The 22,362-nt window shown below is 42.5% G+C and carries 20 protein-coding genes and 1 pseudogene; 12 read left to right on the forward strand and 9 right to left on the reverse strand.

Annotated features, from left to right (window positions below; all coding sequences use genetic code 11):
• Positions 1-73: 73 nt before the first annotated feature.
• From miaE to VCA1004_RS04620, 3 genes are all read right to left on the reverse strand, one after another.
• Positions 74-865: a tRNA isopentenyl-2-thiomethyl-A-37 hydroxylase MiaE gene (miaE, locus tag VCA1004_RS04610; RefSeq protein WP_086983000.1), complete on the reverse strand. Its 792-nt coding sequence runs from the start codon at positions 863-865 to the stop codon at positions 74-76.
• A 163-nt stretch (positions 866-1,028) separates the two neighbouring features.
• On the reverse strand, positions 1,029-2,252 hold the full coding sequence (locus VCA1004_RS04615; RefSeq protein ID WP_086983002.1) for an HlyD family secretion protein: 1,224 nt from the start codon (positions 2,250-2,252) through the stop codon (positions 1,029-1,031).
• A complete protein-coding gene (locus VCA1004_RS04620) occupies positions 2,246-2,575 on the reverse strand; it encodes an MFS transporter (protein WP_086983005.1) in 330 nt (109 codons plus the stop codon). The genes VCA1004_RS04615 and VCA1004_RS04620 overlap by 7 nt, the downstream gene beginning before the upstream one ends.
• A gap of 154 nt (positions 2,576-2,729) precedes the next feature.
• On the opposite strand from VCA1004_RS04620, the gene VCA1004_RS04625 reads away from it, so the two are divergent.
• The 3 genes from VCA1004_RS04625 to VCA1004_RS04635 all read left to right on the forward strand — a co-directional run bounded on the left by VCA1004_RS04625 (position 2,730) and on the right by VCA1004_RS04635 (position 6,056).
• Positions 2,730-3,728 carry an AraC family transcriptional regulator gene (locus VCA1004_RS04625; protein WP_232012623.1) on the forward strand — a complete coding sequence of 333 codons (999 nt, stop codon included), beginning with the start codon at positions 2,730-2,732 and terminating at the stop codon, positions 3,726-3,728.
• A gap of 132 nt (positions 3,729-3,860) precedes the next feature.
• Positions 3,861-4,835, forward strand: a complete 975-nt coding sequence (gene cysB / locus VCA1004_RS04630; protein ID WP_086983009.1) for an HTH-type transcriptional regulator CysB — start codon at positions 3,861-3,863, stop codon at positions 4,833-4,835.
• Positions 4,836-4,844: 9 nt separating this feature from the next.
• Complete coding sequence (locus tag VCA1004_RS04635) at positions 4,845-6,056, forward strand: methyltransferase (RefSeq protein ID WP_408646884.1); 1,212 nt, start codon at positions 4,845-4,847, stop codon at positions 6,054-6,056.
• Between the two features lie 153 nt (positions 6,057-6,209).
• Here VCA1004_RS04635 and VCA1004_RS15360 read toward each other — a convergent pair.
• Positions 6,210-6,488: pseudogene (locus VCA1004_RS15360) on the reverse strand (alanine dehydrogenase); the annotation flags it as partial.
• Positions 6,489-6,785: 297 nt separating this feature from the next.
• Here VCA1004_RS15360 and lrp point away from each other — a divergent pair.
• From lrp to serS, 5 genes are all read left to right on the forward strand, one after another.
• Positions 6,786-7,280: a leucine-responsive transcriptional regulator Lrp gene (lrp, locus tag VCA1004_RS04640; protein ID WP_086983011.1), complete on the forward strand. Its 495-nt coding sequence runs from the start codon at positions 6,786-6,788 to the stop codon at positions 7,278-7,280.
• Between the two features lie 274 nt (positions 7,281-7,554).
• Entirely contained in the window at positions 7,555-10,878 is a 3,324-nt protein-coding gene (locus VCA1004_RS04645; RefSeq protein WP_408646885.1) for a DNA translocase FtsK 4TM domain-containing protein, read from the forward strand.
• A 32-nt stretch (positions 10,879-10,910) separates the two neighbouring features.
• Complete coding sequence (gene lolA, locus VCA1004_RS04650; protein ID WP_086983013.1) at positions 10,911-11,510, forward strand: outer membrane lipoprotein chaperone LolA; 600 nt, start codon at positions 10,911-10,913, stop codon at positions 11,508-11,510.
• Positions 11,511-11,524: 14 nt separating this feature from the next.
• On the forward strand, positions 11,525-12,874 hold the full coding sequence (locus VCA1004_RS04655; protein ID WP_086983015.1) for a replication-associated recombination protein A: 1,350 nt from the start codon (positions 11,525-11,527) through the stop codon (positions 12,872-12,874).
• Positions 12,875-13,000: 126 nt separating this feature from the next.
• A complete protein-coding gene (gene serS, locus VCA1004_RS04660; protein ID WP_086983017.1) occupies positions 13,001-14,311 on the forward strand; it encodes a serine--tRNA ligase in 1,311 nt (436 codons plus the stop codon).
• Positions 14,312-14,377: 66 nt separating this feature from the next.
• Here serS and VCA1004_RS04665 read toward each other — a convergent pair whose 3' ends face one another.
• The 4 genes from VCA1004_RS04665 to bioA form a co-directional block, all read right to left on the reverse strand.
• A complete protein-coding gene (locus tag VCA1004_RS04665) occupies positions 14,378-15,223 on the reverse strand; it encodes an IS3 family transposase (protein WP_086982454.1) in 846 nt (281 codons plus the stop codon).
• Entirely contained in the window at positions 15,220-15,729 is a 510-nt protein-coding gene (locus tag VCA1004_RS04670) for a helix-turn-helix domain-containing protein (protein WP_086981789.1), read from the reverse strand. Before VCA1004_RS04670 ends, VCA1004_RS04665 begins: the two co-directional genes overlap by 4 nt.
• Before the next feature lie 89 nt (positions 15,730-15,818).
• A complete protein-coding gene (locus VCA1004_RS04675; RefSeq protein WP_086984548.1) occupies positions 15,819-16,418 on the reverse strand; it encodes an ATP-dependent zinc protease family protein in 600 nt (199 codons plus the stop codon).
• A gap of 133 nt (positions 16,419-16,551) precedes the next feature.
• Positions 16,552-17,871, reverse strand: coding sequence for an adenosylmethionine--8-amino-7-oxononanoate transaminase (gene bioA / locus VCA1004_RS04680; protein WP_086984547.1), 1,320 nt, complete (start codon positions 17,869-17,871; stop codon positions 16,552-16,554).
• Between the two features lie 95 nt (positions 17,872-17,966).
• On the opposite strand from bioA, the gene bioB reads away from it, so the two are divergent.
• From bioB to bioD, 4 genes are read left to right on the forward strand one after another with little or no spacing between them, the layout of a single operon-like run.
• A complete protein-coding gene (bioB, locus tag VCA1004_RS04685) occupies positions 17,967-19,016 on the forward strand; it encodes a biotin synthase BioB (protein WP_086984546.1) in 1,050 nt (349 codons plus the stop codon).
• Positions 19,017-19,020: 4 nt separating this feature from the next.
• On the forward strand, positions 19,021-20,226 hold the full coding sequence (bioF, locus tag VCA1004_RS04690; protein ID WP_086984545.1) for an 8-amino-7-oxononanoate synthase: 1,206 nt from the start codon (positions 19,021-19,023) through the stop codon (positions 20,224-20,226).
• Positions 20,219-21,007 carry a malonyl-ACP O-methyltransferase BioC gene (gene bioC / locus VCA1004_RS04695; protein WP_086984544.1) on the forward strand — a complete coding sequence of 263 codons (789 nt, stop codon included), beginning with the start codon at positions 20,219-20,221 and terminating at the stop codon, positions 21,005-21,007. Before bioF ends, bioC begins: the two co-directional genes overlap by 8 nt.
• Positions 21,004-21,702, forward strand: a complete 699-nt coding sequence (bioD, locus tag VCA1004_RS04700; protein ID WP_086984543.1) for a dethiobiotin synthase — start codon at positions 21,004-21,006, stop codon at positions 21,700-21,702. Before bioC ends, bioD begins: the two co-directional genes overlap by 4 nt.
• Positions 21,703-21,886: 184 nt before the next feature.
• Here the strand turns inward: bioD and VCA1004_RS15185 are convergent, their stop codons facing one another.
• Complete coding sequence (locus VCA1004_RS15185) at positions 21,887-22,039, reverse strand: hypothetical protein (protein ID WP_164520826.1); 153 nt, start codon at positions 22,037-22,039, stop codon at positions 21,887-21,889.
• Positions 22,040-22,362: the final 323 nt, after the last annotated feature.

Genomic DNA, 22,362 nt, shown 5'->3' on the forward strand with positions numbered 1-22,362 from the left:
TTGTTTTTCATTGGCTTGTAGCTTGTAGCTTGTAGCTTGTAGCTTGTGGTTTTGGCTTATTGGGCCAACTGACTTAACCGTGTTCTGATGAGGTGAGGGTTGCTACTTCTGCTACCGGTACACCACTGTGAAAACGAAATTCAGCTTCTGGGCGTTGAATTAATTCGGCTTCTCGTTGCCCAATCAAACGAACTCGTTCTGAGATATTTTCACCAGCAATCGCTTCTGCTAAGGCTAAATAATCTTGGTAGTGACGAGCTTCGGAGCGTAATAATGACACGTAAAACTTATGCAATTCTTGATCAAGAAACGGTGCTAGTTTGGCAAAGCGTTCACAAGAGCGAGCTTCAATATAAGCCCCAATGATCAGTTTATCGATTAAAGCGGCAGGCTCAAAGGTACGAACCATCTTCATCAGTCCTTTTGCGTAAGTACCCGCAGTGAGATTCTGATAAGGGATGTCTCGATTTTCCATGATTTCCAGCACTTGTTCGAAATGGTGAAATTCTTCTTTAATCAGTCGCACCATCTTATCGACCAAATCTTGCCCATGTTCGAATCCGGGTTTTACCGTCAAACTGCTCGATTGCATAATGCTCTTTTCTGGGAATGTAACATCACGAATGCATTTATACACATAGTCTTCGTAAGGCTTTGCCCATTGCATTAAAATATCACCGCTTGGTGCATCTACGGCATATTTACGAACCATAAACATGGCGGTTTGAGCTGCTTTCAGCTCACAGTTACAGTGGTCGATCAATAAGGCTTTTAGGTTTTCAGGTTGTTTGGCTTTTTCAATCCATGCATCTGGGGTGGTGCATTGTAGGAAAGAATGGATAGGCGCGAGTAATTCTTGATACATAATGAATGATTTAATAGAACAGAGAATAGGCTCGATTTTATCATGAAATGACTCTAACTACCTAGATTAGAGTCATTTTTGTCCTAGGGTTTTCTTATGTTACCTTAAGATTACCTATGTGACCTTAAGGCGAGATTTTATCTTAAACCTAATAGTAAAGGAGTTAAATCGAATAGAAATAATAAAGCTGTGATTTCATTCGAATAATGATGCCTCGAATCACATCTAGGAAATTTAAGAAGGCGATGGGTTTTTCGCCACTAATCCACGCTAATCCTACTGAGCCAACAGGTAAATCATAATCTTCCGTTTCCATGATTTTTAAACGTACAAAATGATGTTTATTGTTGACGTTCTTTCCTGTGGTCGCTTGTATCTGTTGATCAAAACCAAATAAGTTACTTTGCGCTTCCCCTGTGGCTTCGACTATCCCTTCTACTTGCGCGGCAAAAATCTTTCCAGGATACACAGAGGATGAAAATTCCGCTGTTTGTCCGACTTTGATATTACGTATTGCCTGATGATTCACACGCATTAAGACATATTTTTCATGGGTGTACATTTGTAATCGCGGAATACGAGAGACCAGTTGTCCTTCACGCAAAATAAAATTGGTTACAAAGCCATCTTCGGGAGCGAACACTTGAGTGCTTTTTAAATCCCACTCTGCTTTCGCAACTAATTGCTGTTTATCGTCATAGTCGGATTGGCGGCTTTGTACAGCTAGTTCATTACGAGCGATCTGTTGTTGTGCTCTTTTGACATCCAAAAGATTTTTTTCAAGTTTTGATTCAATGGTATGAACTTTTTGCTTTGTCATTTCCATTGTACTGCGTTGTTTATCGATATCACTTTGAGAAATAGTATTTTTGGCCACCCGATTTTGATGAAGGTAACGGTCTAACATTTTTTGTTGCAATGCGTAATCCGATTGAGCGGCAGAGAGCTCATTATTCAATATTTTTTCATCATGGATGAGGGATTGATGATCGAGCTTGGCAATTTCCACATCTTGCTTTGCCGTATCCAAAGCGATTAAGGCTGATTGTCGAGCCACCGTCGCTTGATTTAAGGCGATTTGGTAGGGCTCACTTTCCAGCTCATAAATTAATTGTCCTTTTGTAACTTCTTGGTTTGGCTGTACGTAGATATGTTTTACTTTACCACTGACCTTTATATTATCGGGTCTTAGTTGGATGTGAGGAGATTGCACTAAGGAGCCGCCGGATAAATCCATTGGGGTGTAGTTAATTAACCCAACCCAAACGAACAATAACCAACTGGTTCCACCTAAATAAGCAAATGCTTTGGTGGCTTTATTCCATGGCATGCCAATCAGTCTTAATAAGTAAATAAATAGTGCCCAAACCGCTAAACCTTCTAACATGGTTTGTCCTCTTTAATCTCTTCTTGGCTTGGCGATGCCTTCCAAGTATCACGTAAGTAAATGATGGCATCATCAATATCGACAAAAGCAATAATGACGGCTAAGACCCATACCCAATGCCAGATAAAACCTATCCAAGTTAAAATGGTGATAAGTCCAATTTGACTGTGATCTTTTCGATGGGCTTTATTGATCGGTAGTTCGTGAAATTTCCAAAATCCATATAACGCACCGGCAACCGTACCGACGAGAATAATGGTGGCGACTATGTGCAGGGCGGTATCCGTTCCCGTCCCGACGAATGGGGTAGTAATTAAACTCATAAAAATGCCTCAACTTTTCATTGGGCGCTATTGTGCAAAGTTTCTGATTCATTTAACTTTAAACGATAGATTTATTCGTTTTTTGTTGTTTTTTGACGTGATCTGTTTATTGGTGCGGCTTGGTTTTTTGACATAATTTGTGATGGGGAAGGAAATGTATTTTATTCGTGCGGTGGCTTTTGTGAATATGTATCAACAAGCAATGAAGCTGTATGACCTTCAAGAGCATCAATTATCGATTCCCAGAACCGTATTTGAAAATTTAATGACGTTGGTGCCTATTTCTGAATTAAATAAACTCTATCAAGAAATGGCAGTTCAAACTCAAGATCAAGATTTTGTGTTAAAAACCGTCAGTCAAATTAGAAGTCGTGAGTTGGGGGCGATTGGACGATGGATGTTTTCCGGGCACGATCTGGCCTCGACGATACGGCGTATCAATTATGGCTCGAACTGTTTGCAGTCCGGCATTTTTCTTTCGAGTACCCAAAATGGCAAGATCATTAAATGGCGATATGATAATTCGGTCTTAGATAATAGTGTGAGGACTCACGATGGAGTGAGAGTCGCCGCCTTCTTGTTGAATGTTTTGCGCATTTATTTAGGTGAAAGCTATATCCCAAAACGTGTGCTGTTTTCTGGCAACCATCGTAATAAAAAAGATTATGAAGCGTATTTTGGCTGTGAAGTAGGTTGGAATCATCATTGTACCGAGTTGTGGTTTCATTCTGACGTTAGGCTTGCATCAATGCAAAGTGAGGTATTGCCCAAGAAGCGATTAGCCATGAGCTTGCAGGAATTAGATGAATTTTTAAATATGCCTCAGCCAGAGGATGAGTTAAAGGTGGTGTATGAGTTAATCCAATATAGTTGTCATTATGGATTACCTAAAGTCGCAAAGGTGGCTGAGTTTTTAGGGCTGTCAGAGCAACAATTTCAAAGAATGTTACGCAAGCAAGGGCTAAACTTTTCGACGGTGTGTGCATTCGTGTTAACCAATACCGCGGCCAATTTACTGCTCTTATCGATACCGATAGAACAAGTTGCACAACGATTAGGTTATACCAATGTAGAAAGTTTTAATCGAATGTTTAAAAAGCAGCGTGGTTTGACACCGCAACAATATCAGCAAAAATTTCATGATCCTTTTTAATCCTCTTTAAGCGTGTGATTGAGTGCGTTTTTGCTAGAAAAACAAGGCCATTCGCGTTATAACTAAACTTCATAAGCAAACAAATTAGCGCCACGAGCATAGACAAATTCAGCGGATGGAGAGGGAAGCCGGATGAAGTTACAACAACTAAGGTATATTGTTGAAGTCGTAAATAACAATTTGAATGTATCTGCAACGGCAGAAAATCTCTATACGTCTCAACCTGGTATTAGTAAGCAAGTTCGTTTACTGGAAGATGAGCTTGGTATTCAAATTTTTGAGCGCAGTGGGAAACACCTCACGCAGGTGACACCCGCTGGGCAAGAAATCGTACGTATTTCACAGCAAATCTTGTCCCGAGTAGAAAGTATTAAGGCGGTAGCTGGCGAGCATACTAACCCTGAGTGCGGGACTTTGAACATTTCAACAACTCATACTCAAGCTCGTTATGCTTTGCCTGAGGTGATCAAAGGCTTTACGGCTCGTTATCCGAAAGTTTCTCTTCATATGCATCAAGGAACGCCAAGCCAAATGTCTGAAGCGGTATCCAAAGGTACGGCAAATTTTGCGATTGCGACCGAAGCGCTGCATTTGTATCAAGATGCAATTATGTTGCCTTGTTACCATTGGAATCGTTCTATTGTGGTGCCTAAAGATCACCCATTAGCAAAACTAGACCAAATCAAAATAGAAGATTTAGCCGAATATTCTTTAGTGACTTATGTCTTTGGTTTTACCGGACGTTCAGAGTTAGATACGGCCTTTAATCAAGCCGGCTTACAGCCAAAGATTGTGTTTACTGCGACCGATGCCGATGTCATTAAAACTTATGTACGCCTTGGTATCGGGGTGGGCGTTTTTGCCAGTATGGCGATTGATGAGGATATGGATCAGGATTTGGTGGCAATTGATGCCAGCCATATTTTTGGCGCGAGCACGACCAGTATCGGCTTTAAGCGAGGCACCTTTTTGAGAAGTTATATGTATGACTTTATGGAACGTTTTGCCCCTCACTTAACCCGACCGGTTGTTGAAAAAGCCATTAGCTTGAAAAACAATCAAGAAATCGAAGCGATGTTTAAAGACATTAAATTACCCATTCGCTAGACACTGACTATGACCTCCTCATTGGTAGAGCGCTTTATTGCTTTAGATGAAGCGCTGGCAACGCATCAAGCTTATTGGCGATTTGAACCATTTCATTGCAGTGGCTATCAAACCATGCCGTGGCAAGATCTGCCAGAGTTATGTGCTTTTCTCGACACACTAACTTTGCCTGAAATTGAGTTTTATCAAACACATAATCAAGCTTTAGTGGCGGCGTTGACAACGTATTTGCCGCAATTGCCTTTAGTGTGGCAGCATTGCCAAATTCCCACATTAACGCTCGAGGAGCCACAGGCAAGTCGCGCACTAAATGTAGGGATCCCAGGAAGAAAGTGGCAGCAAATAACGTCCATGGGAATGGCAGCACTTAACATAGGCATCGCGCATCAGTCTTGGTTAGAGTGGTGCTCTGGTAAAGGGTATTTAGGCCAATGGTTAGCGGATCAATCTACCTTGCCGGTACTTAGCTTTGAGTGGCAAGCGGCATTATGTACTTCAGGGCAAGCTTTGGCGGATCAGCATGGTTTGCCGATGACGTTTGTACAAGGCGATGCGTTATCTTCACAATGCCAATCCGTGTTTAAACCACAACAACATGCGGTGGCGTTACATGCTTGTGGCGATTTACATGCACGCCTGATTGAACAGGTTTGCCAACAGCAACTCACAGCGGTCACTCTTTCACCTTGTTGTTATCACTTAATCCAACAAGATCATTACCAGCCGCTGTCTATACAAGGAAAGCAATCAGTATTAGGTTTGTCTAAGCATGATTTACGAATCCCATTACAAGAGACCGTCACGGGTGGTGAGCGAGTAAAAAGACACCGAGAGTTAGAAATGACCTATCGCTTAGGGTTGGATGCGTTGTTAAAGGCGCAGTTGGGCGCGCAAGATTATATTCCGATCCCGAGCATTAAAAAGTCATTACTTGCAAACGGGTTTGACTTTTTTTGCCAGTGGGCCAAAGAGCAAAAATCCTTAGATATTGACTTATCAGAGTTGGATAAATGGCATCAAATTGGTGCTGAACGTTTTATTCAAATGGAACGTTTGAGTTTAGTTCAACAAGTATTTCGTCGCCCATTAGAAATGTGGTTAGTTTGTGATAAAGCGTTGCGATTAGAGCAGGCAGGTTATGAGGTCTCTTTGAGTCGTTTTTGTTCACGAGAGATTACGCCACGTAATATTTTGATTCAGGCTAAGCGTCAGCAGTGTTGAGTCTGATGCAAAATGGCAAAGAGAACGCTAACGGGGAGACCTATGGGGATATGATTTAGCGCGCGATATTCGTCTTTTATTCGGATTTCTGGCAGAAGATATGAAATTCACCTCCTCGCTGATTCGGCATTGTATCGAGAGTTTATGCTTTATCTGACATGATATTCGACATAGAAACTCTGAGGTGCTCGCTAATAGTGGTAAAACCCCCATATAATCTGTTACAGTCTAAGAGGCTATTTAGGTTGCTTTACTCTTTATCCGATTTTTCTTGATGGAAAATCAGGAGCATGGCGTAAATGAGTGAACAATCTAGCCCGTTTTTGAGTAAGGTATGCTCAGAGTGTTGAGGGATTTAACCTTAACAATCATATTGGCAGCAGAATAAATCTCTTTTGCAGTGGGAAGAATGGAAGCACCTACGGCGATATAACCTTGGCCAGTATCTCTTTTTAGATTTGCTGACTTTCGCTAAGCACTGGGTGAGGGGCAAGACTTGATTGCACTGAATGTGAATGAGTTAGGCTTCGAGTATGGAAATCCGGTTCTGATTTCTTTACGTCACCAATTTTCATTCTGAACTCTCTTTTTTCTATGGTTGTTATGTCTGGTTCTAGGCATAATCACTGAGCCAATGTAAAGTGTCGTTATGATTTGGGAATATTTGATTCTAAATATAAAGAGAATGTAGAATATATTTTTGCAGGGAAGTAAATAAGGTGAATATCAATGACAGATAATTATAAAAAGCCATCAAAGGATTTAGACAGGATTGACCGTAATATTCTTAATGAATTACAGAAAGATGGTCGAATATCAAACGTAGAGCTTTCAAAGCGCGTTGGTTTGTCGCCAACGCCTTGTTTAGAACGTGTAAGACGCCTGGAACGCCAAGGCTATATCACAGGTTATACCGCACTATTAAATCCTCAATATCTCGATGCCTCACTATTAGTGTTTGTAGAAATTACGCTAAACCGTGGTGCGCCGGATGTATTTGAGCAATTTAATAAAGCGGTGCAAAAATTAGATGATATTCAAGAATGTCATTTAGTTTCTGGCGATTTTGACTACTTACTCAAAACGCGTGTATCCGATATGAGCGCTTATCGAAAACTTTTAGGAGATACTTTGCTGCGTCTACCCGGTGTGAATGACACCCGTACTTACGTAGTGATGGAAGAAGTGAAGCAGTCAAATCAACTAGTGATACAAACTCGATAATTAAAATCTGTTCAAACGATGTCAAGATGCGTTCAAATCTCACTCTTGTCACCGTTTGGGTATAGGTTTTTTTACCTATTTCGGTTATTGTATCGAGTGTTGTCTAGCGAGCGGCCATGGGGTGTCCTAGGGCCGCTCGTTGTATTTTGGACCACCGAGTGACGTGTTGTTTTTTCTTAGTATTAAGTTGCGTATTCATAAAAAGTATTGAAGCTTTGGCAGCTTAACGAGACAAGCACAATTGCCCATTAACCGCTCGGAATAGGGGAACGTTTTGTTTACGTACAGTAAAAATATTTTCAAGCAAGGCAAGTCGAAAACCATCACCATTATTAAAGCCAAAGAGGCTCAGACTAAACCTCGTCTCGATGGCTCTCAGCGCCTAAAAGAATGTGGCTTAATTTTGGGGCTCTTGATTGCTATTTTAATGATGGTGTCACTTTTTTCATTTAATCCTGCCGATCCTTCTTGGTCACAAACGGCTTGGGGTGGAAGCGTCCATAATGCCGGTGGGTATATTGGCTCATGGCTTGCCGATACTTTATTCTTTACGTTTGGCGTTTTCGCCTATCCATTACCTTTTATTATTCTTGGTGCAAGCTGGGCATTTTTTCGTTCACGTGATGAAAATGAAGGCATCGACTTTCTGTTGTGGGGCACCCGTCTTCTTGGTTTAGTTATCGTTTTATTGACGAGCTGTGGGCTGGCCGATATTAACTTTGATGATATCTGGTATTTCTCTTCGGGTGGTGTGATTGGTGATGTGCTTACCTCAATTGCGACGCCTGCGCTGAATATTTTAGGTTCAACTTTAGTCTTCATGTTCTTATGGGGCGCTGGTTTTACCTTACTGACAGGTATTTCTTGGTTAAGCATTGTCGAACACCTTGGCCAAGCTGCCTTGAAATTTTCACAACGTTTGTTTAATCGAGCACGTCACAGTGAGCCAACCACATTATCGGCTAATCAATATCAGCAAGCTGAATTAAGTCAGATACAAGTGTCTGGGGTGGAAGAAGATTCATTAATGCTGAAATCTCACGTGAACAGCGATCTTGATGAAAGCGATTCCGTACCACATATCAGCACTGAAAATTTGGATCTGGATGAGGGCGTTCAAGCTCCTCAACAGAAAAAACCGCGTTTTAATATTCATTTTCCACGTAAAGCGGCCAAAGTGGCTCGCTCTTCGGTTGCAGACTCATCAGCCTTTGAACTGACGGAAGAAGAAAAAAATGATCCGCTGTTCTCTGCTAGCTCAACAGCAACACCAACGGTTACCCCTTATGCCGAGGAGGTGAAGACGCCTGCAACCTCAGCAAATAGCTCAAGATTAGACACTGTGCCAGCAGAGCGAGTGACGGAGACTCAACACTCTGAAGCTATTCAAGGTTTCGACCGTTATCAAAATCCTAATGCCACGATTGCTGAATTGGATCAACAAGCAGTTTCTGAAAATGATTTTGTTGAGCAATATCAAGATAATGTTTCCGCTAAGACAGGGGTTGAATCGAATTGCTCAACCGAGCCATCAGCAACCCAAACGGCAGATTCAATCACAACAACTTCCGAGACCTCTTCTCGTGTGATTGGTGATGTCGATATTGAAGAAAAGGCACAACCGTCATTAGGTCAGTTAGATGACCTTTTAGATGATGAAGTTACTCCAGCGGCGCACTCGAATCATGTCTCTCATTCAGAGCATGCTCAACCAGTAGTGGCTCAGTCTGAAGCTGTGCATCAACAAGAGACAATGCATCAACAAGAGATTGCCCATCAGCAACCCAATCTCATGCAGCAAAATCCACAGGAACAGCCAGTAGCAAATTCATCGACGCATCAATCTGAATCCTCTGTACCTGTTTCGGCTCAACCTGTCACTCAGGCTCAGCATGAAGCGATTAAACCTGCTCAAGAGCCAGAGCAGGGCACATCCCCATTGCCGGAAGAAGCCAATGCACTCGCAGCAACGAGCTCGCCAGACCATTCCGATCAAGATGCCGTCGCATTCCAGAATATGGTGGCAGCCGCTCAAGTGAATGCTTTAGCTTCTCAAAACCCTTTCTTAGTGCAAAATGATGTGAATTTGCCTACACCAACAGCGCCAATGCCGACGTTGGAATTACTCTATCATCCAGAAAAGCGTGAAAATAATATCGATCGGGATGCCTTAGAAGAGATTGCACGTTTAGTGGAGTCTAAGCTTGCGGATTATAAGATTGAAGCTCGGGTGGTGGATATTTTCCCAGGTCCTGTGATCACTCGCTTTGAATTGGACTTAGCGCCTGGCGTTAAAGTGAGCCGTATTTCCGGCCTCTCAATGGACCTTGCTCGTTCTTTGTCCGCCATGGCAGTGCGAGTTGTGGAAGTCATTCCGGGTAAACCGTACGTTGGTTTAGAATTACCTAATATGACTCGCGAAACGGTGTATTTATCCGATGTGATCAGCAGTGAAGCCTTCCAAAATAACAAATCACCGACTGCAGTGGTTTTAGGCCAAGATATTGCGGGTGAAGCAGTCGTAGCTGATTTAGCCAAAATGCCACACGTTCTCGTAGCAGGTACTACAGGCTCGGGTAAATCGGTTGGGGTCAACGTGATGATCTTGAGTATGCTGTATAAGGCGACGCCAGAAGAAGTGCGCTTTATTATGATCGACCCGAAAATGCTGGAACTGTCGATCTATGAAGGTATCCCTCACTTGTTGTCTGAAGTGGTGACAGATATGAAAGATGCGTCCAATGCGCTGCGTTGGTGTGTTGGCGAAATGGAACGTCGCTATAAGTTGATGTCAGCCGTTGGGGTGCGTAACTTAAAAGGTTACAACGAAAAACTGAAAATGGCAGCGGAAGCCGGCCATCCTATCCATGACCCACTATGGCAACCAGGTGACAGCATGGATGAAATGCCACCTCGTCTGGAAAAACTGCCTTATATTGTCGTTATCGTCGATGAATTTGCTGATCTTATCATGGTGGTAGGTAAAAAAGTCGAAGAGTTAATTGCGCGCCTTGCTCAAAAAGCACGTGCGGCAGGGATTCATTTGGTATTAGCAACGCAACGACCATCGGTGGATGTGATCACCGGTTTGATCAAAGCCAATATTCCAACTCGTGTCGCTTTCACTGTTTCGACCAAAACCGACTCCCGTACTATTTTAGACCAAGGCGGCGCGGAATCTTTATTAGGTATGGGGGATATGCTTTATCTACCGCCGGGTTCTAACCATACCATTCGGGTTCATGGTGCCTTTGCATCGGATGATGACGTGCATGCCGTCGTGAATGATTGGAAAGCACGTGGCAAACCGGTTTATATTGATGAAATTGTTCATGGCGAGCCAACGGCAGACAGTTTGCTGCCAGGTGAACAGTTAGAAAGTGAAGAAGAAGTGGATCCGCTTTACGACCAAGTGGTGGAGTTTGTGACTGAATCACGTCGTGGCTCTGTTTCGGGCGTACAGCGTCGTTTTAAAATTGGCTATAACCGTGCCGCAAGGATTGTAGAACAACTTGAAGCACAAGGAATCGTAAGTACTCCGGGGCATAATGGAAATCGTGAAGTGATTGCTCCACCACCAATTAAGCAATTCGATTAAGGTCGAATGTTGGGATTAAATCGAGGATCGATATGAAGAAATGGCTACTCGTGTTGTTGTTTGCTAGTGCAAGTGTACTGGCTGCACCAAAAGATGAATTAAATACTCGTTTAAGTAAAAATGATGGGTTCAGTGCCAAATTTACCCAAAAGGTGACTAGCCCTGAAGGTGAAGTTTTACTTGATGGCCAAGGTACAGCGGATATTTCTCGTCCCAGTTTGTTTCGTTGGAAAACAACGAGTCCAGATGAAACCTTATTAGTGTCAGATGGTAAAAATGTTTGGTATTACAGCCCATTTGTTGAGCAAGTGACCATCTTGAGTCAAGAGCAAGCTACCGCGCAAACGCCGTTTGTTCTGTTAACCCGTAATCGTGCTAGTGATTGGCAGCATTATACCGTCACTCAGAGTAAAGATACTTTTACCCTGAAACCTGTGTCAGCTGATAGCGCCGTGGGGACATTTCAAATTAAAATTAATGCGCAAGGTGTCGTGCAAGCGTTTAATGTTATTGAGCAAGATGGACAAACCAGCCAATTTGTTTTTAGCGATTTTACAATGAAGAAACCCGCCGCTTCTTTATTTACTTTTACAGTCCCTAAAGGGGTTGAGGTCGATGACCAACGCCAATAAATAAGGGAGAGGTAATGAGCAATTACAGCTTAGATTTTTCAGCTGATGAAGATTTTCGACCACTGGCCGCTCGCATGCGGCCAGTATCGATTGAACACTACTGTGGACAGCAGCATATTTTAGGACCGAATAAACCTCTGCGCAGAGCCTTAGAGGCAGGTCATCTGCATTCAATGATTTTGTGGGGGCCACCAGGAACCGGAAAAACCACGTTGACAGAAGTGGCGGCAAACTATGCCAATGCTGAAGTTGAGCGTATCTCTGCGGTTACTGCGGGTGTGAAAGATATTCGTCTTGCGATTGAAAAAGCTCGCGAACATAAATTGTCTGGCCGAAAAACCATTCTGTTTGTCGACGAGGTACATCGTTTTAATAAAAGCCAACAAGATGCTTTTTTGCCACATATTGAAGATGGCACTGTGACCTTTATTGGTGCGACAACAGAAAATCCATCCTTTGAACTTAATAACGCACTGTTATCACGCGCTCGTGTTTATAAGCTGACTTCACTTGATCATGCCGATATTATGGCGGTGTTGCGTCAGGCCATTGATGACTCTGAACGTGGTTTGGGTAAAATCAAAGCCACTTTTGAAGATCCTATTCTAGAAAGGCTGGTGGATTTAGTGAATGGTGATGCGCGAATGTCACTGAACTATCTTGAGCTTTTATATGATCTGGCCAATGAGAATGAACAAGGCGAAAAAGTCATTACCTTAGCCTTATTAGCCGAAGTTGCGGGAGAAAAAATTGCCCGTTTCGATAATAAAGGTGACATGTGGTATGACTTAATTTCAGCGGTTCATAAATCGATTCGAGGCTCTAATCCGGATGCTGCTTTGTATTGGGCAGCACGTATGATGACGGCGGGTTGCGATCCTTTGTATATTGTTAGACGCTTACTTGCGATCGCCTCTGAAGATATCGGAAATGCTGACCCAAGAGCGATGCAAGTTGCGATATCCGCTTGGGATTGCTTTACTCGAATAGGGCCAGCCGAAGGTGAAAGAGCGATTGCTCAGGCGATCGTTTATTTAGCTTGTGCGCCGAAAAGTAATGCCGTTTATACCGCATGGAAGCAGGCGTTAAATGATGCTCAAAACCAACCTGAATTTGAGGTGCCATTACATCTTCGTAATGCGCCGACCCATTTAATGAAAGATATGGGGTATGGTCAGGAGTATCGTTATGCTCATGATGAGCCTGGTGCTTATGCCGCGGGAGAAAATTATTTCCCACAAGAAATAGCCAATACTCGTTATTATTTTCCGACTAATAGAGGTTTGGAAGCTAAAATTAATGACAAGTTAGAGTATTTGGCTGAATTAGATGCAAAAAGCCCACAAAAGCGCTATCAAAAGTAATGCTTTTTGGGTATCTTTTTAATGTCGTGTCTACTTTTTCGTTTTCGGTTTTCGTTTACGCATGCTTAGTATTAAAAAAGTAAGACATTATTTACTTAAATCACAATTAGACTAACAGGATTAGCAATGCTTGATTCTAAATTATTTCGAACAGAGCTGGAAAGTACAGCTGAAAAATTAGCCCGTCGCGGCTTTACGCTGGATGTTGAAAGCATCCGTAGCCTTGAAGAACAACGTAAGTCTTTACAAGTGAAGACTGAAGAATTGCAGGCGCTGCGTAACTCCCGTTCGAAATCCATTGGTCAAGCAAAAGCCAAAGGCGAGCACGAAGAAGCAGAACGTATCATGGCCGAAGTGGGCACGTTAGGCGCGGATCTCGATGCGGCTAAAACAGCACTTGCCGAACTGCAAGTTCAATTAGATGAAATTACTTTTGCGGTTCCAAACTTAGCGGATGACTCTGTTCCTGCGGGTAAAGATGAAGACGATAACGTGGAAGTCGCTCGCTGGGGCGAACCAAAAGCGTACGATTTCGAATTAAAAGATCATGTTGATCTTGGCGAAATGGGCGATGGTCTAGACTTTGCGAGTGCAGTAAAAATAACGGGTTCTCGTTTTATTGTCATGAAAGGTCAGTTTGCTCGTTTGCATCGTGCGATTGCCCAATTTATGTTGGACTTGCATACTGAGCAACATGGTTATACTGAAATGTATGTTCCATACTTGGTGAACTCAGACAGCCTATTTGGCACGGGTCAGTTACCAAAATTTAGCGAAGATTTATTCCATACTCGCCCATTAACTGAGCAAGTTAGCGACGAACCACTAAAAACATTATCGTTGATCCCTACAGCAGAAGTGCCTGTTACCAACATGATGCGCGGCACCATTACTGACGAAGCTGACTTACCGATTAAGATGACGGCTCATACTCCTTGTTTCCGTTCAGAAGCGGGTTCTTATGGTCGTGATACTCGTGGTTTAATTCGTATGCACCAATTTGATAAAGTCGAATTGGTTCAAATCGTAAAACCAGAAGATTCAATGAACGCGTTAGAAGAGCTTACTGGTCACGCAGAAAAAGTACTGCAGTTACTTGAATTGCCTTACCGCAAAGTAGTGTTATGTACTGGCGATATGGGCTTTGGTGCGACTAAGACTTATGACTTAGAAGTGTGGGTTCCTGCGCAACAAACTTACCGTGAGATTTCTTCATGCTCAAACTGCGGTGACTTCCAAGCACGTCGTATGCAAGCGCGTTTCCGTCGTAAAGGTGAGAAGAAACCAGAGCTAGTTCATACTCTTAATGGTTCAGGATTAGCGGTAGGGCGTACTATGGTTGCTATTTTAGAAAACAACCAGCAAGCCGACGGCCGTATTGAAGTTCCAGAAGTATTGCGTCCATACATGAATGGATTGACTCATATCGGTGGTTAATCTTTATTAAGTGTAAAAAAACGGCCTAGTCATCATGAAGTGACCCCTTAAAGTTGGACATTTCTGTTATGCGGCTTCTAAGGCCTGATTTCGGTATTCTACCGGAGTTAGGCCTTTTAATTTCACCTTAATCCGATCGTTATTGTAATAATCAATATATTCATCAATGCATGCCATAAGTTGCTCAGCACTGTCAAAGTGGTAACCATGGTACATTTCTGTTTTTAAAAGTGCGAAGAAGTTTTCAGCCACAGCATTATCAAGACAGTTTCCTTTTCTCGACATACTCTGATTTATTCTTTTCTCTTTTAGCTTGTTACGATAATCACGGTGTTGGTATTGCCACCCTTGGTCACTATGTAAAGTTAACGAGGACGCTTGACTTAACTTACTCGTCGCTTTTTCTAGCATCTCGGTCACGAGATGTAATTTAGGTGAGGTCGCTACAGTATGACTAACGACTTCTTGATTAAATAAATCGATGATAGGAGATAAATAGACTTTTTCACCTGCCACTTTAAATTCCGTCACATCGGTCACCCATTTTTCATTTGGTTTCGTCGATTTAAAGTCTCGCTTCAGAATATTCGGGGCAATACGCCCAATCGCACCTTTATAAGAACGATATTTCTTCGGTCTTACGGTCGATTTTAGCCCTAGTTTTGCCATTAAGCGCTGAACCGTTTTATGATTTAAGTAGATGCCTTCTCTACGTAAAGCATAATGAATGCGTCGATAACCATATCGACCTTTATGCTTATGAAATATTCTTTCAATACTCGCTATCTCATTCGCGTAAGGCTCGGGAGTGCTCAACACTTGGCATTGGTAGTAATACACACTCTTGGGCAATCCAATGGATTGCAATAAATGCTGGATTTTGTGTTGGTGTTTTAGAGCTTGAACAGTCAACGCTTTTTCTTTGCTGCTTGACGTTTTAACTTGTCCAGCTCCTCTAACTTTTTTAGAACAGCATTCTCCGCTCTCAAATAAGCCAGTTCCTCTCTGAGTTCATCAAGTGACATGTCTTCATCAGGTTTAGTCGGACGCTTATTTGATTGAGTTTTCATAGATGGTCTGCCTTTAGGTCGGGAATGTAAGCCTTGGAATCCCGACTGATTATAAAGCTTTAACCAAACAGAAATAGTCCCGTTAGAAGAAAAATTGAATTCAGCACTCGCTTGGCTTATAGACCAGTTATTTTCCCACATTGATTTTAATACCGAGAATTTAAAATCTGCGGAGTTTTCATAATCAAGAGGTAAAAATGAAGATGAACCATGGATCCTGTAAACAGAAGTCCAATAACGAATTTGGTTCGCAGGAATAGATAACTCTTTTGCAAGAGATGTCGATGATTCGCCATCAAGGCAACGCTGAGCAATGCACAGCTTTAATTCTCTGATGTACTTAGACATAAAATAACCCCCAATGTTGGTGTCCAACTATTGGGGGTCAGTTCATCAATGATTAGGCCGTTTTTTATTATGCTGTGACCAACAAGAGCTTACTTCTCAGTTTTAGCATTGTCAGATTGAGCGGTATCAGCAGCGGCTTTTTCGATTTTTACTCGAGGCTGAATGTATTTGTGTGAGACATCGACAACAGCAACGTTATCGATAAAGGTACGTCCTAGTAAGACCGGGTATTGTAGATGAGTACGATCCGCCAGTGTAAAATCAGTTTTTACTTTATAGTCGCCTACTTGAACATCCAACTGAACCACTGGGCGTGATTTTGATGGCTTATCGGTGGTGGATTGAACCACCTCGACCCAACGAGTGACAGGGTAAGTGAGTGTTTTACTTTCCCATTTTTTATGTGCAAGTTTGAAATCAACGAAGTTTTTACCGTCTTTTTTATAGGTTTTGATATCGACTGCACTAATCGACGACGAAGTCGCTCCAGTATCGACACGAGAAAGGATGTTACGGTTAAGATCTTTAACATAAATCCATTCTTTTTCACCTAGTACTAAATCGCCACTTTTAGTATGAGTTGCGACCGTAATTTCTTGCGGTGTTACTTGACTGACCGGCTGAGCTTTATCTGCGGCTAAAGTTGAGAAAGAGCAAGAAAGCAAAGCAATAAGTAACCATCTGAACATATTAAATAAACCTTAATTGTTTATTGAGCTGAAATATTTATCTCAATATTAGCATAAAGTTACGCTATTAAAGAATAAGCAGAATCTTGATTTTACTTGCTGTTTGCAATAGCGGTCATAATTTTATTTTTCATTATTGGAAACAGTCATCATGATTCAATGCACTTTCAATAGCATTTAATAAAGTATGAAGATGTTTCTCAGTAATAATATAAGGAGGCATGATATAAATTAGATGACCAAATGGTCGAATCCAAACATTATGCTGCACAAATAACTCTTGTATAGAGGACATCTGTACCTTTTGATGCGTTTCTATTACTCCAATAGCCCCTAACCACCGAACCGCCTTTACTCTTGGATAAGATAATAACCGAGGTAATGTCGCCTCGAAGATTCTTTCAATATTCAATACTTGCTGTTGCCATGTATTGCTCTTAATTAAGCTCAGGCTTGCTGAGGCGACTGCACAAGCTAACGGATTGGCCATAAAGGTTGGGCCATGCATAAAACAACCTGCCTCACCATCACAGACCCCTTGTGCGACGTGACGATTGGTCAGCGTCGCAGCCAGTGTCATGTAACCGCCGGTGAGTGCCTTTCCGACACATAAAATATCTGGCTCAATCGCAGCATGTTCAAAAGCAAAAAGTTTACCAGTGCGGCCAAAGCCAGTGGCTATCTCATCTAAGATCAACAGCACATTATAGTGATCGCATAAACGGCGGATGTAAGAAAGGCTTTGTGGGTGATAAATACGCATACCTCCAGCGCCTTGTACGATAGGCTCAATGATCACGGCGGCAATTTCATGGTGGTGAGTGGTGAGTTTATGAGTGAAGTCAGCCAGATCATTAGCATTAAATTGTGGCCATTGGCCTTGTTGTATTTGTACACAAGGAGGTGATTGCGCAAAGAGATGTTGTGGTAAAAAGCCTTTGTACATTTTATGCATTGAATTATCAGGGTCAGTCACTGACATAGCAGCAAACGTATCGCCATGATAGCCATGTGAAAAGGTTAAAAATCGTGTTTTTTGTGATGGCTTACCGCTTTGTACCGCTTGGTTATACCAAAATTGTAATGCCATTTTTAAGGCAACTTCGACCGCGACAGAACCTGAATCGGCAACAAAAACTTTTTCTAAACCGGCGGGAGTCATATCGATGAGTTGTTGGCATAAATCGACTGCTGGCTGATGGGTGAGCCCACCAAACATAATGTGCGACATGCGTTCAATTTGTTGGTGAGCGGCCTGATTTAACACAGGATGATTATATCCATGTATGGCTGACCACCAAGAAGACATGCCATCAATCAATTTTTTGCCATCAGCCAGTTTGATATAAACCCCTTGTGCCGACTTGACAGGATAGCAGGGGAGCGGGTCGATCATTGATGTATAAGGGTGCCAGATATGATGTTTATCAAACAGCTGGTCTTGCTCATTCATAATTAATGTAAACCTTTATAATTTATTTTGGTTGACATGTTATCTTGCATTTGTAGACTAGCCAAGCCCTGATAACCATGATGAAAGGAAATAGTGTGGAACTAAGACATAACTGGACCGTATCTCAAGTGCATGAACTGTTAGAAAAACCCTTTATGGATTTATTGTTTGAGGCACAGCTCGTTCATCGGCAATGTCATCCTACCAATCAAGTTCAAGTCAGTACTTTGCTTTCTATTAAAACTGGTGCTTGTCCGGAAGATTGTAAATATTGCCCTCAAAGTGCCCATTATCGAACGGATGTTGAAAAAGAAAGACTCATGGAAGTTGAGCGAGTGCTGGATGCTGCTCAAAAGGCAAAGCAATCAGGCTCGACACGGTTTTGTATGGGCGCAGCTTGGAAAAATCCAAAATCTCGAGATATGCCTTACCTTTTAGACATGGTGAAAGGTGTCAAAAAACTCGGCTTAGAAACCTGTATGACTTTAGGCATGTTGAGCGCAAGCCAAGCGCAGCAATTATCGGCAGCAGGGTTAGATTATTACAACCATAATCTTGATACCTCACCGGAATTTTACGGCAACATCATTACTACCCGAACGTATCAAGATCGTCTCAATACGCTGTCACATGTCAGACAAGCCGGCATGAAAATCTGCTCTGGTGGCATTATTGGAATGGGAGAGTCTGTGACGGATCGAGCGGGTTTATTAGTAGAATTAGCAAATTTACCTGTTCATCCTGAAAGTGTGCCCATCAACATGTTAGTGAAGGTAAAAGGAACGCCAATGGAGGAGGTAGATGATGTTGAGCCTTTTGATTTTATTCGCTTAATTGCGGTGGCTCGAATCATGATGCCACAGTCGGCGGTGCGTCTTTCTGCTGGTCGTGAAAACATGAATGAGCAAATGCAAGCGTTATGCTTCATGGCAGGAGCGAATTCTATTTTTTATGGTTGTAAATTGCTCACCACGCCAAACCCTGAGGAAGATTCTGACTTACAACTGTTCAATAAATTAGGCATTAATCATCAGCAAAATGTGCAAAAGCCAGATGAAGAACAAGCTTCTGAGTTACTCAATAAAGTGATAACTAACATGGCGTCTCGCCCTTCGAAAGCCGATTTATTCTATGAGGCTCGCTGAAGCAATGATTTTTGAGCAAAGAGTAAAGCAAGCGTTATCAAGGCGACAAGAGCAAGGTCTATTACGGCATACGGAGATCTTTCGCCAAGGTCAACTTCTCACACATAGCCATTTAGAGCAGCCTTTAGTCAATTTTTCCAGTAATGATTATTTGGGATTAGCGCAAGATAAAGAGTTAATTTCAGTTTGGCAGCAAGGGTTGAGCCTCTATGGTTGTGGCAGTGGAGCCTCTCCGGTCGTTACGGGAACCACTCAAGCTCATGCCGATCTAAAAGCTCGTTTATGTGAGTGGTTAGGCTATCCCAGCGCGATATTGTTGAGTTCAGGATTCAGTGCCAATCAAGCGTTGATATTTACGTTATTAAAACAAGGTGACTTGCTGCTGCAAGATAAACTGAATCATGCCTCACTCATAGAAGCAGGGTTATTATCCCCAACTGAGATGGTACGTTTTAAGCACAATGATTTGGATGATTTGCATAAAAAGCTGACCAAGGTGAGTACAAAACAAGTCGCTAAGCTGATCATCAGTGAAGGGGTTTTCAGTATGGATGGCGATCAAGCCCCGGTACTGCAATTGATGACATTGGCTCAATCACAGCAAGCATGGTTAGCTTTAGATGATGCACATGGACTTGGGGTGCTTGGTGAGTTTGGTGGAGGCACGGTTGAAGTAACAGGGATTAAACCAACGCTGTTAGTCGTCACCTTTGGTAAAGCACTTGGGATCAGTGGCGCCGCGATTTTATGCGATCAAGCAACGGGTGAATATCTTACTCAGTTTGCACGACATTATGTGTATTCCACCGCCATGCCGCCGGCACAAGCGTATGCGCTTAATCATTCGATTAACATGGTACAACAACAAAAATGGCGTCGAGAGAAATTAGCTGAGTTATCCGCTTATTTCCAAGACAAAGTGGGTAAGATGCCCCATTACCGGGCGACTCAAACCACGATAAAACCGTGGATCTGTGGCCGTAGTGAAGATGCTTTGGCGTTATCGGATGAGCTTAAACAACAAGATTTATGGGTCGGAGCTATTCGGCCACCAACCGTCACGGCGAATGCAGCCCGACTACGCATCACCTTAAATGCAACTCATAGTAAGCACGATATTGAGCGGCTTAGTCAGGCTTTGCAGCGATTTTACGGTGAGAGAGGCAATTCTCAGCTTATTGCTTCCCAGCAGGAGAAGGCTCATGGCTAAAGTTGCCTCAGAATACAAAGAGGGAGTTGCACAAGCTTTTAGCAAGGCCGCTAAGCATTATGACCAACATGCACGCTTTCAACGTCAAGTTGGGCGCGTGCTGCTTAGTCATTTGCCGGAAGATTTAACAGGATGGCGGCTAGTCGACTTAGGTTGTGGAACCGGCTATTTTACCCACGCCTTAGCCTTACGAGGTGCAGAGGTGTTGGCGATAGATATTTCTGCGGCCATGCTGGAGCGATGCCGCGCGCGTTGTGCAGGGTTATCGGTTCAATACTTACAAGCAGATGCTGAAAAGTTGCCTGATTTTATCACTGATGTGGATGTCATTTTTTCCAATTTAGCCTTGCAGTGGTGCGAAGATATCGATGATTTAATCCCTAAGCTTTTATTAAAAATAAAACCTCAAGGGGTGTTGCTGTGGTCAACGTTGTTAGAGGGTTCACTAAACGAATTAAAATCAGCTTGGCAGCAAGTGGGTTCAACTTACCAACATATTAACCATTTTCAGCCATATCAACAAATTCAACAAGCGATAGCCAGCTTGCAAGCACAGCAAAAGTTCTTTGAGCAACAAGCGATAACCTGTTGGTATTCATCGGCTTTGGCGCTAATGAAAGATCTTAAAGGGATTGGCGCGACTCATGGAGCTGGGCGCGGGCAAGGGTTAACCACCCCACAGCGATTAAAGCAAGTCGAGAAGGCATATCAAGATATTAAGGCTGAAAATAATTTATTACCGGCCACTTATCAGGTTGGTTTCGGAGTATTGCAACGATGAATAAAAAGATATTTATAACGGGTACTGATACTGAAATAGGAAAAACGCTGGTTTCCACGACTTTAATGAGCGCATTAAGAAAAATGAAGCATCGCGTGTCGGGATTTAAACCGATTGCAGCTGGTTGCGAGTATCATAATGGTGTTTGGGGGAATGAAGATGCACTGGCGCTGCAACAGGCCGCTAATGTTGAGCTGAGCTATCAGGATGTCAACCCATACGCTTTACCCATACCTAGCTCGCCTCATATTGCTGCTCAAGCAGAAGGCATTAATATTGATGTCCAAGCTCTGAATCGAGCCTTATTGAAACATTCAGCGTCAGCAGAGATCACGATCATTGAAGGCGCAGGTGGTTGGCGTGTTCCTATATCAGAACAAGGTTTTTTATCGGATTGGGTGCGGCAAGAAAAGATCCCCGTTATTGTGGTTGTCGGGGTTCGTTTGGGATGTTTAAATCATGCATTATTAACGTATGAGTCAATTAAAAAGGATGGAGTAAAACTGCTTGGCTGGGTAGCCAATTGTGTGGATCCAGAGTTTAACGATATTGACGATAATATTGCGTTTTTGGAGCAACATTTACCAATACCACTTTTAGGTGTTATCCCGTATTTACGTCATGAGCAACTCTCGTCACTTGAACAATATTTGGATCTCGCTCTTCTGACTGAGTCGCTTGATTTAATACCGTAAATATTTATACCAATCATAGTGGGGAGATAAGTTCTAACGCCTTTATTTATGACCCCAAATGAAAGGTCGCATCGTATTCCACAAAAAAGCCGGACCTCAGCAATTGAATTGACCGCTAAGAGGATGCCCGGCTATTTCTCCAAAGTAATATCTGTGAATGAAATCGTACTTGTTGAGTTTGTGATTAATGATTCGTCGTTGTCTCTGGGATTAATTTGTTAGAGGCTTCTGCCTGTTTTTCTTTCAGCCCTAATCTTTCTTTGGCTTCTTCTTCTGATAAGCCTAAATGGTACGAGAGTAAATCGATCGCCATTTGATAGTTTTCTTTATCTGCCATGCCGATATCCTTATGAATGCACTAAATGCAGCTAACTTAGTCTGCTGATTGGAACTGGGCAATACGACCAAAGTATTAAGAAGAGGCTACCGTGAGTGATTTTATCTGTATTCATGATGAAATTCAGTTGCTTGGGTTGATTATAACGAAGTGCTAACACGTGAGTCAGATCACGCTTTATAATCAGCAGGTACGACAGGGTAAGCGCTGAGGAGAATACTTGATAAATTTAGAAGGACATTAAATGTTGCAATTTATCGCTTAACCTTGAAGTTAAAATGAAAGAATATACTTATAGGATAGAGCCTAGCTGTAAAGTGGCT

Origin of the sequence: Vibrio aphrogenes, assembly GCF_002157735.2 — a bacterium.
Taxonomy (GTDB): Bacteria; Pseudomonadota; Gammaproteobacteria; order Enterobacterales; family Vibrionaceae; genus Vibrio; species Vibrio aphrogenes.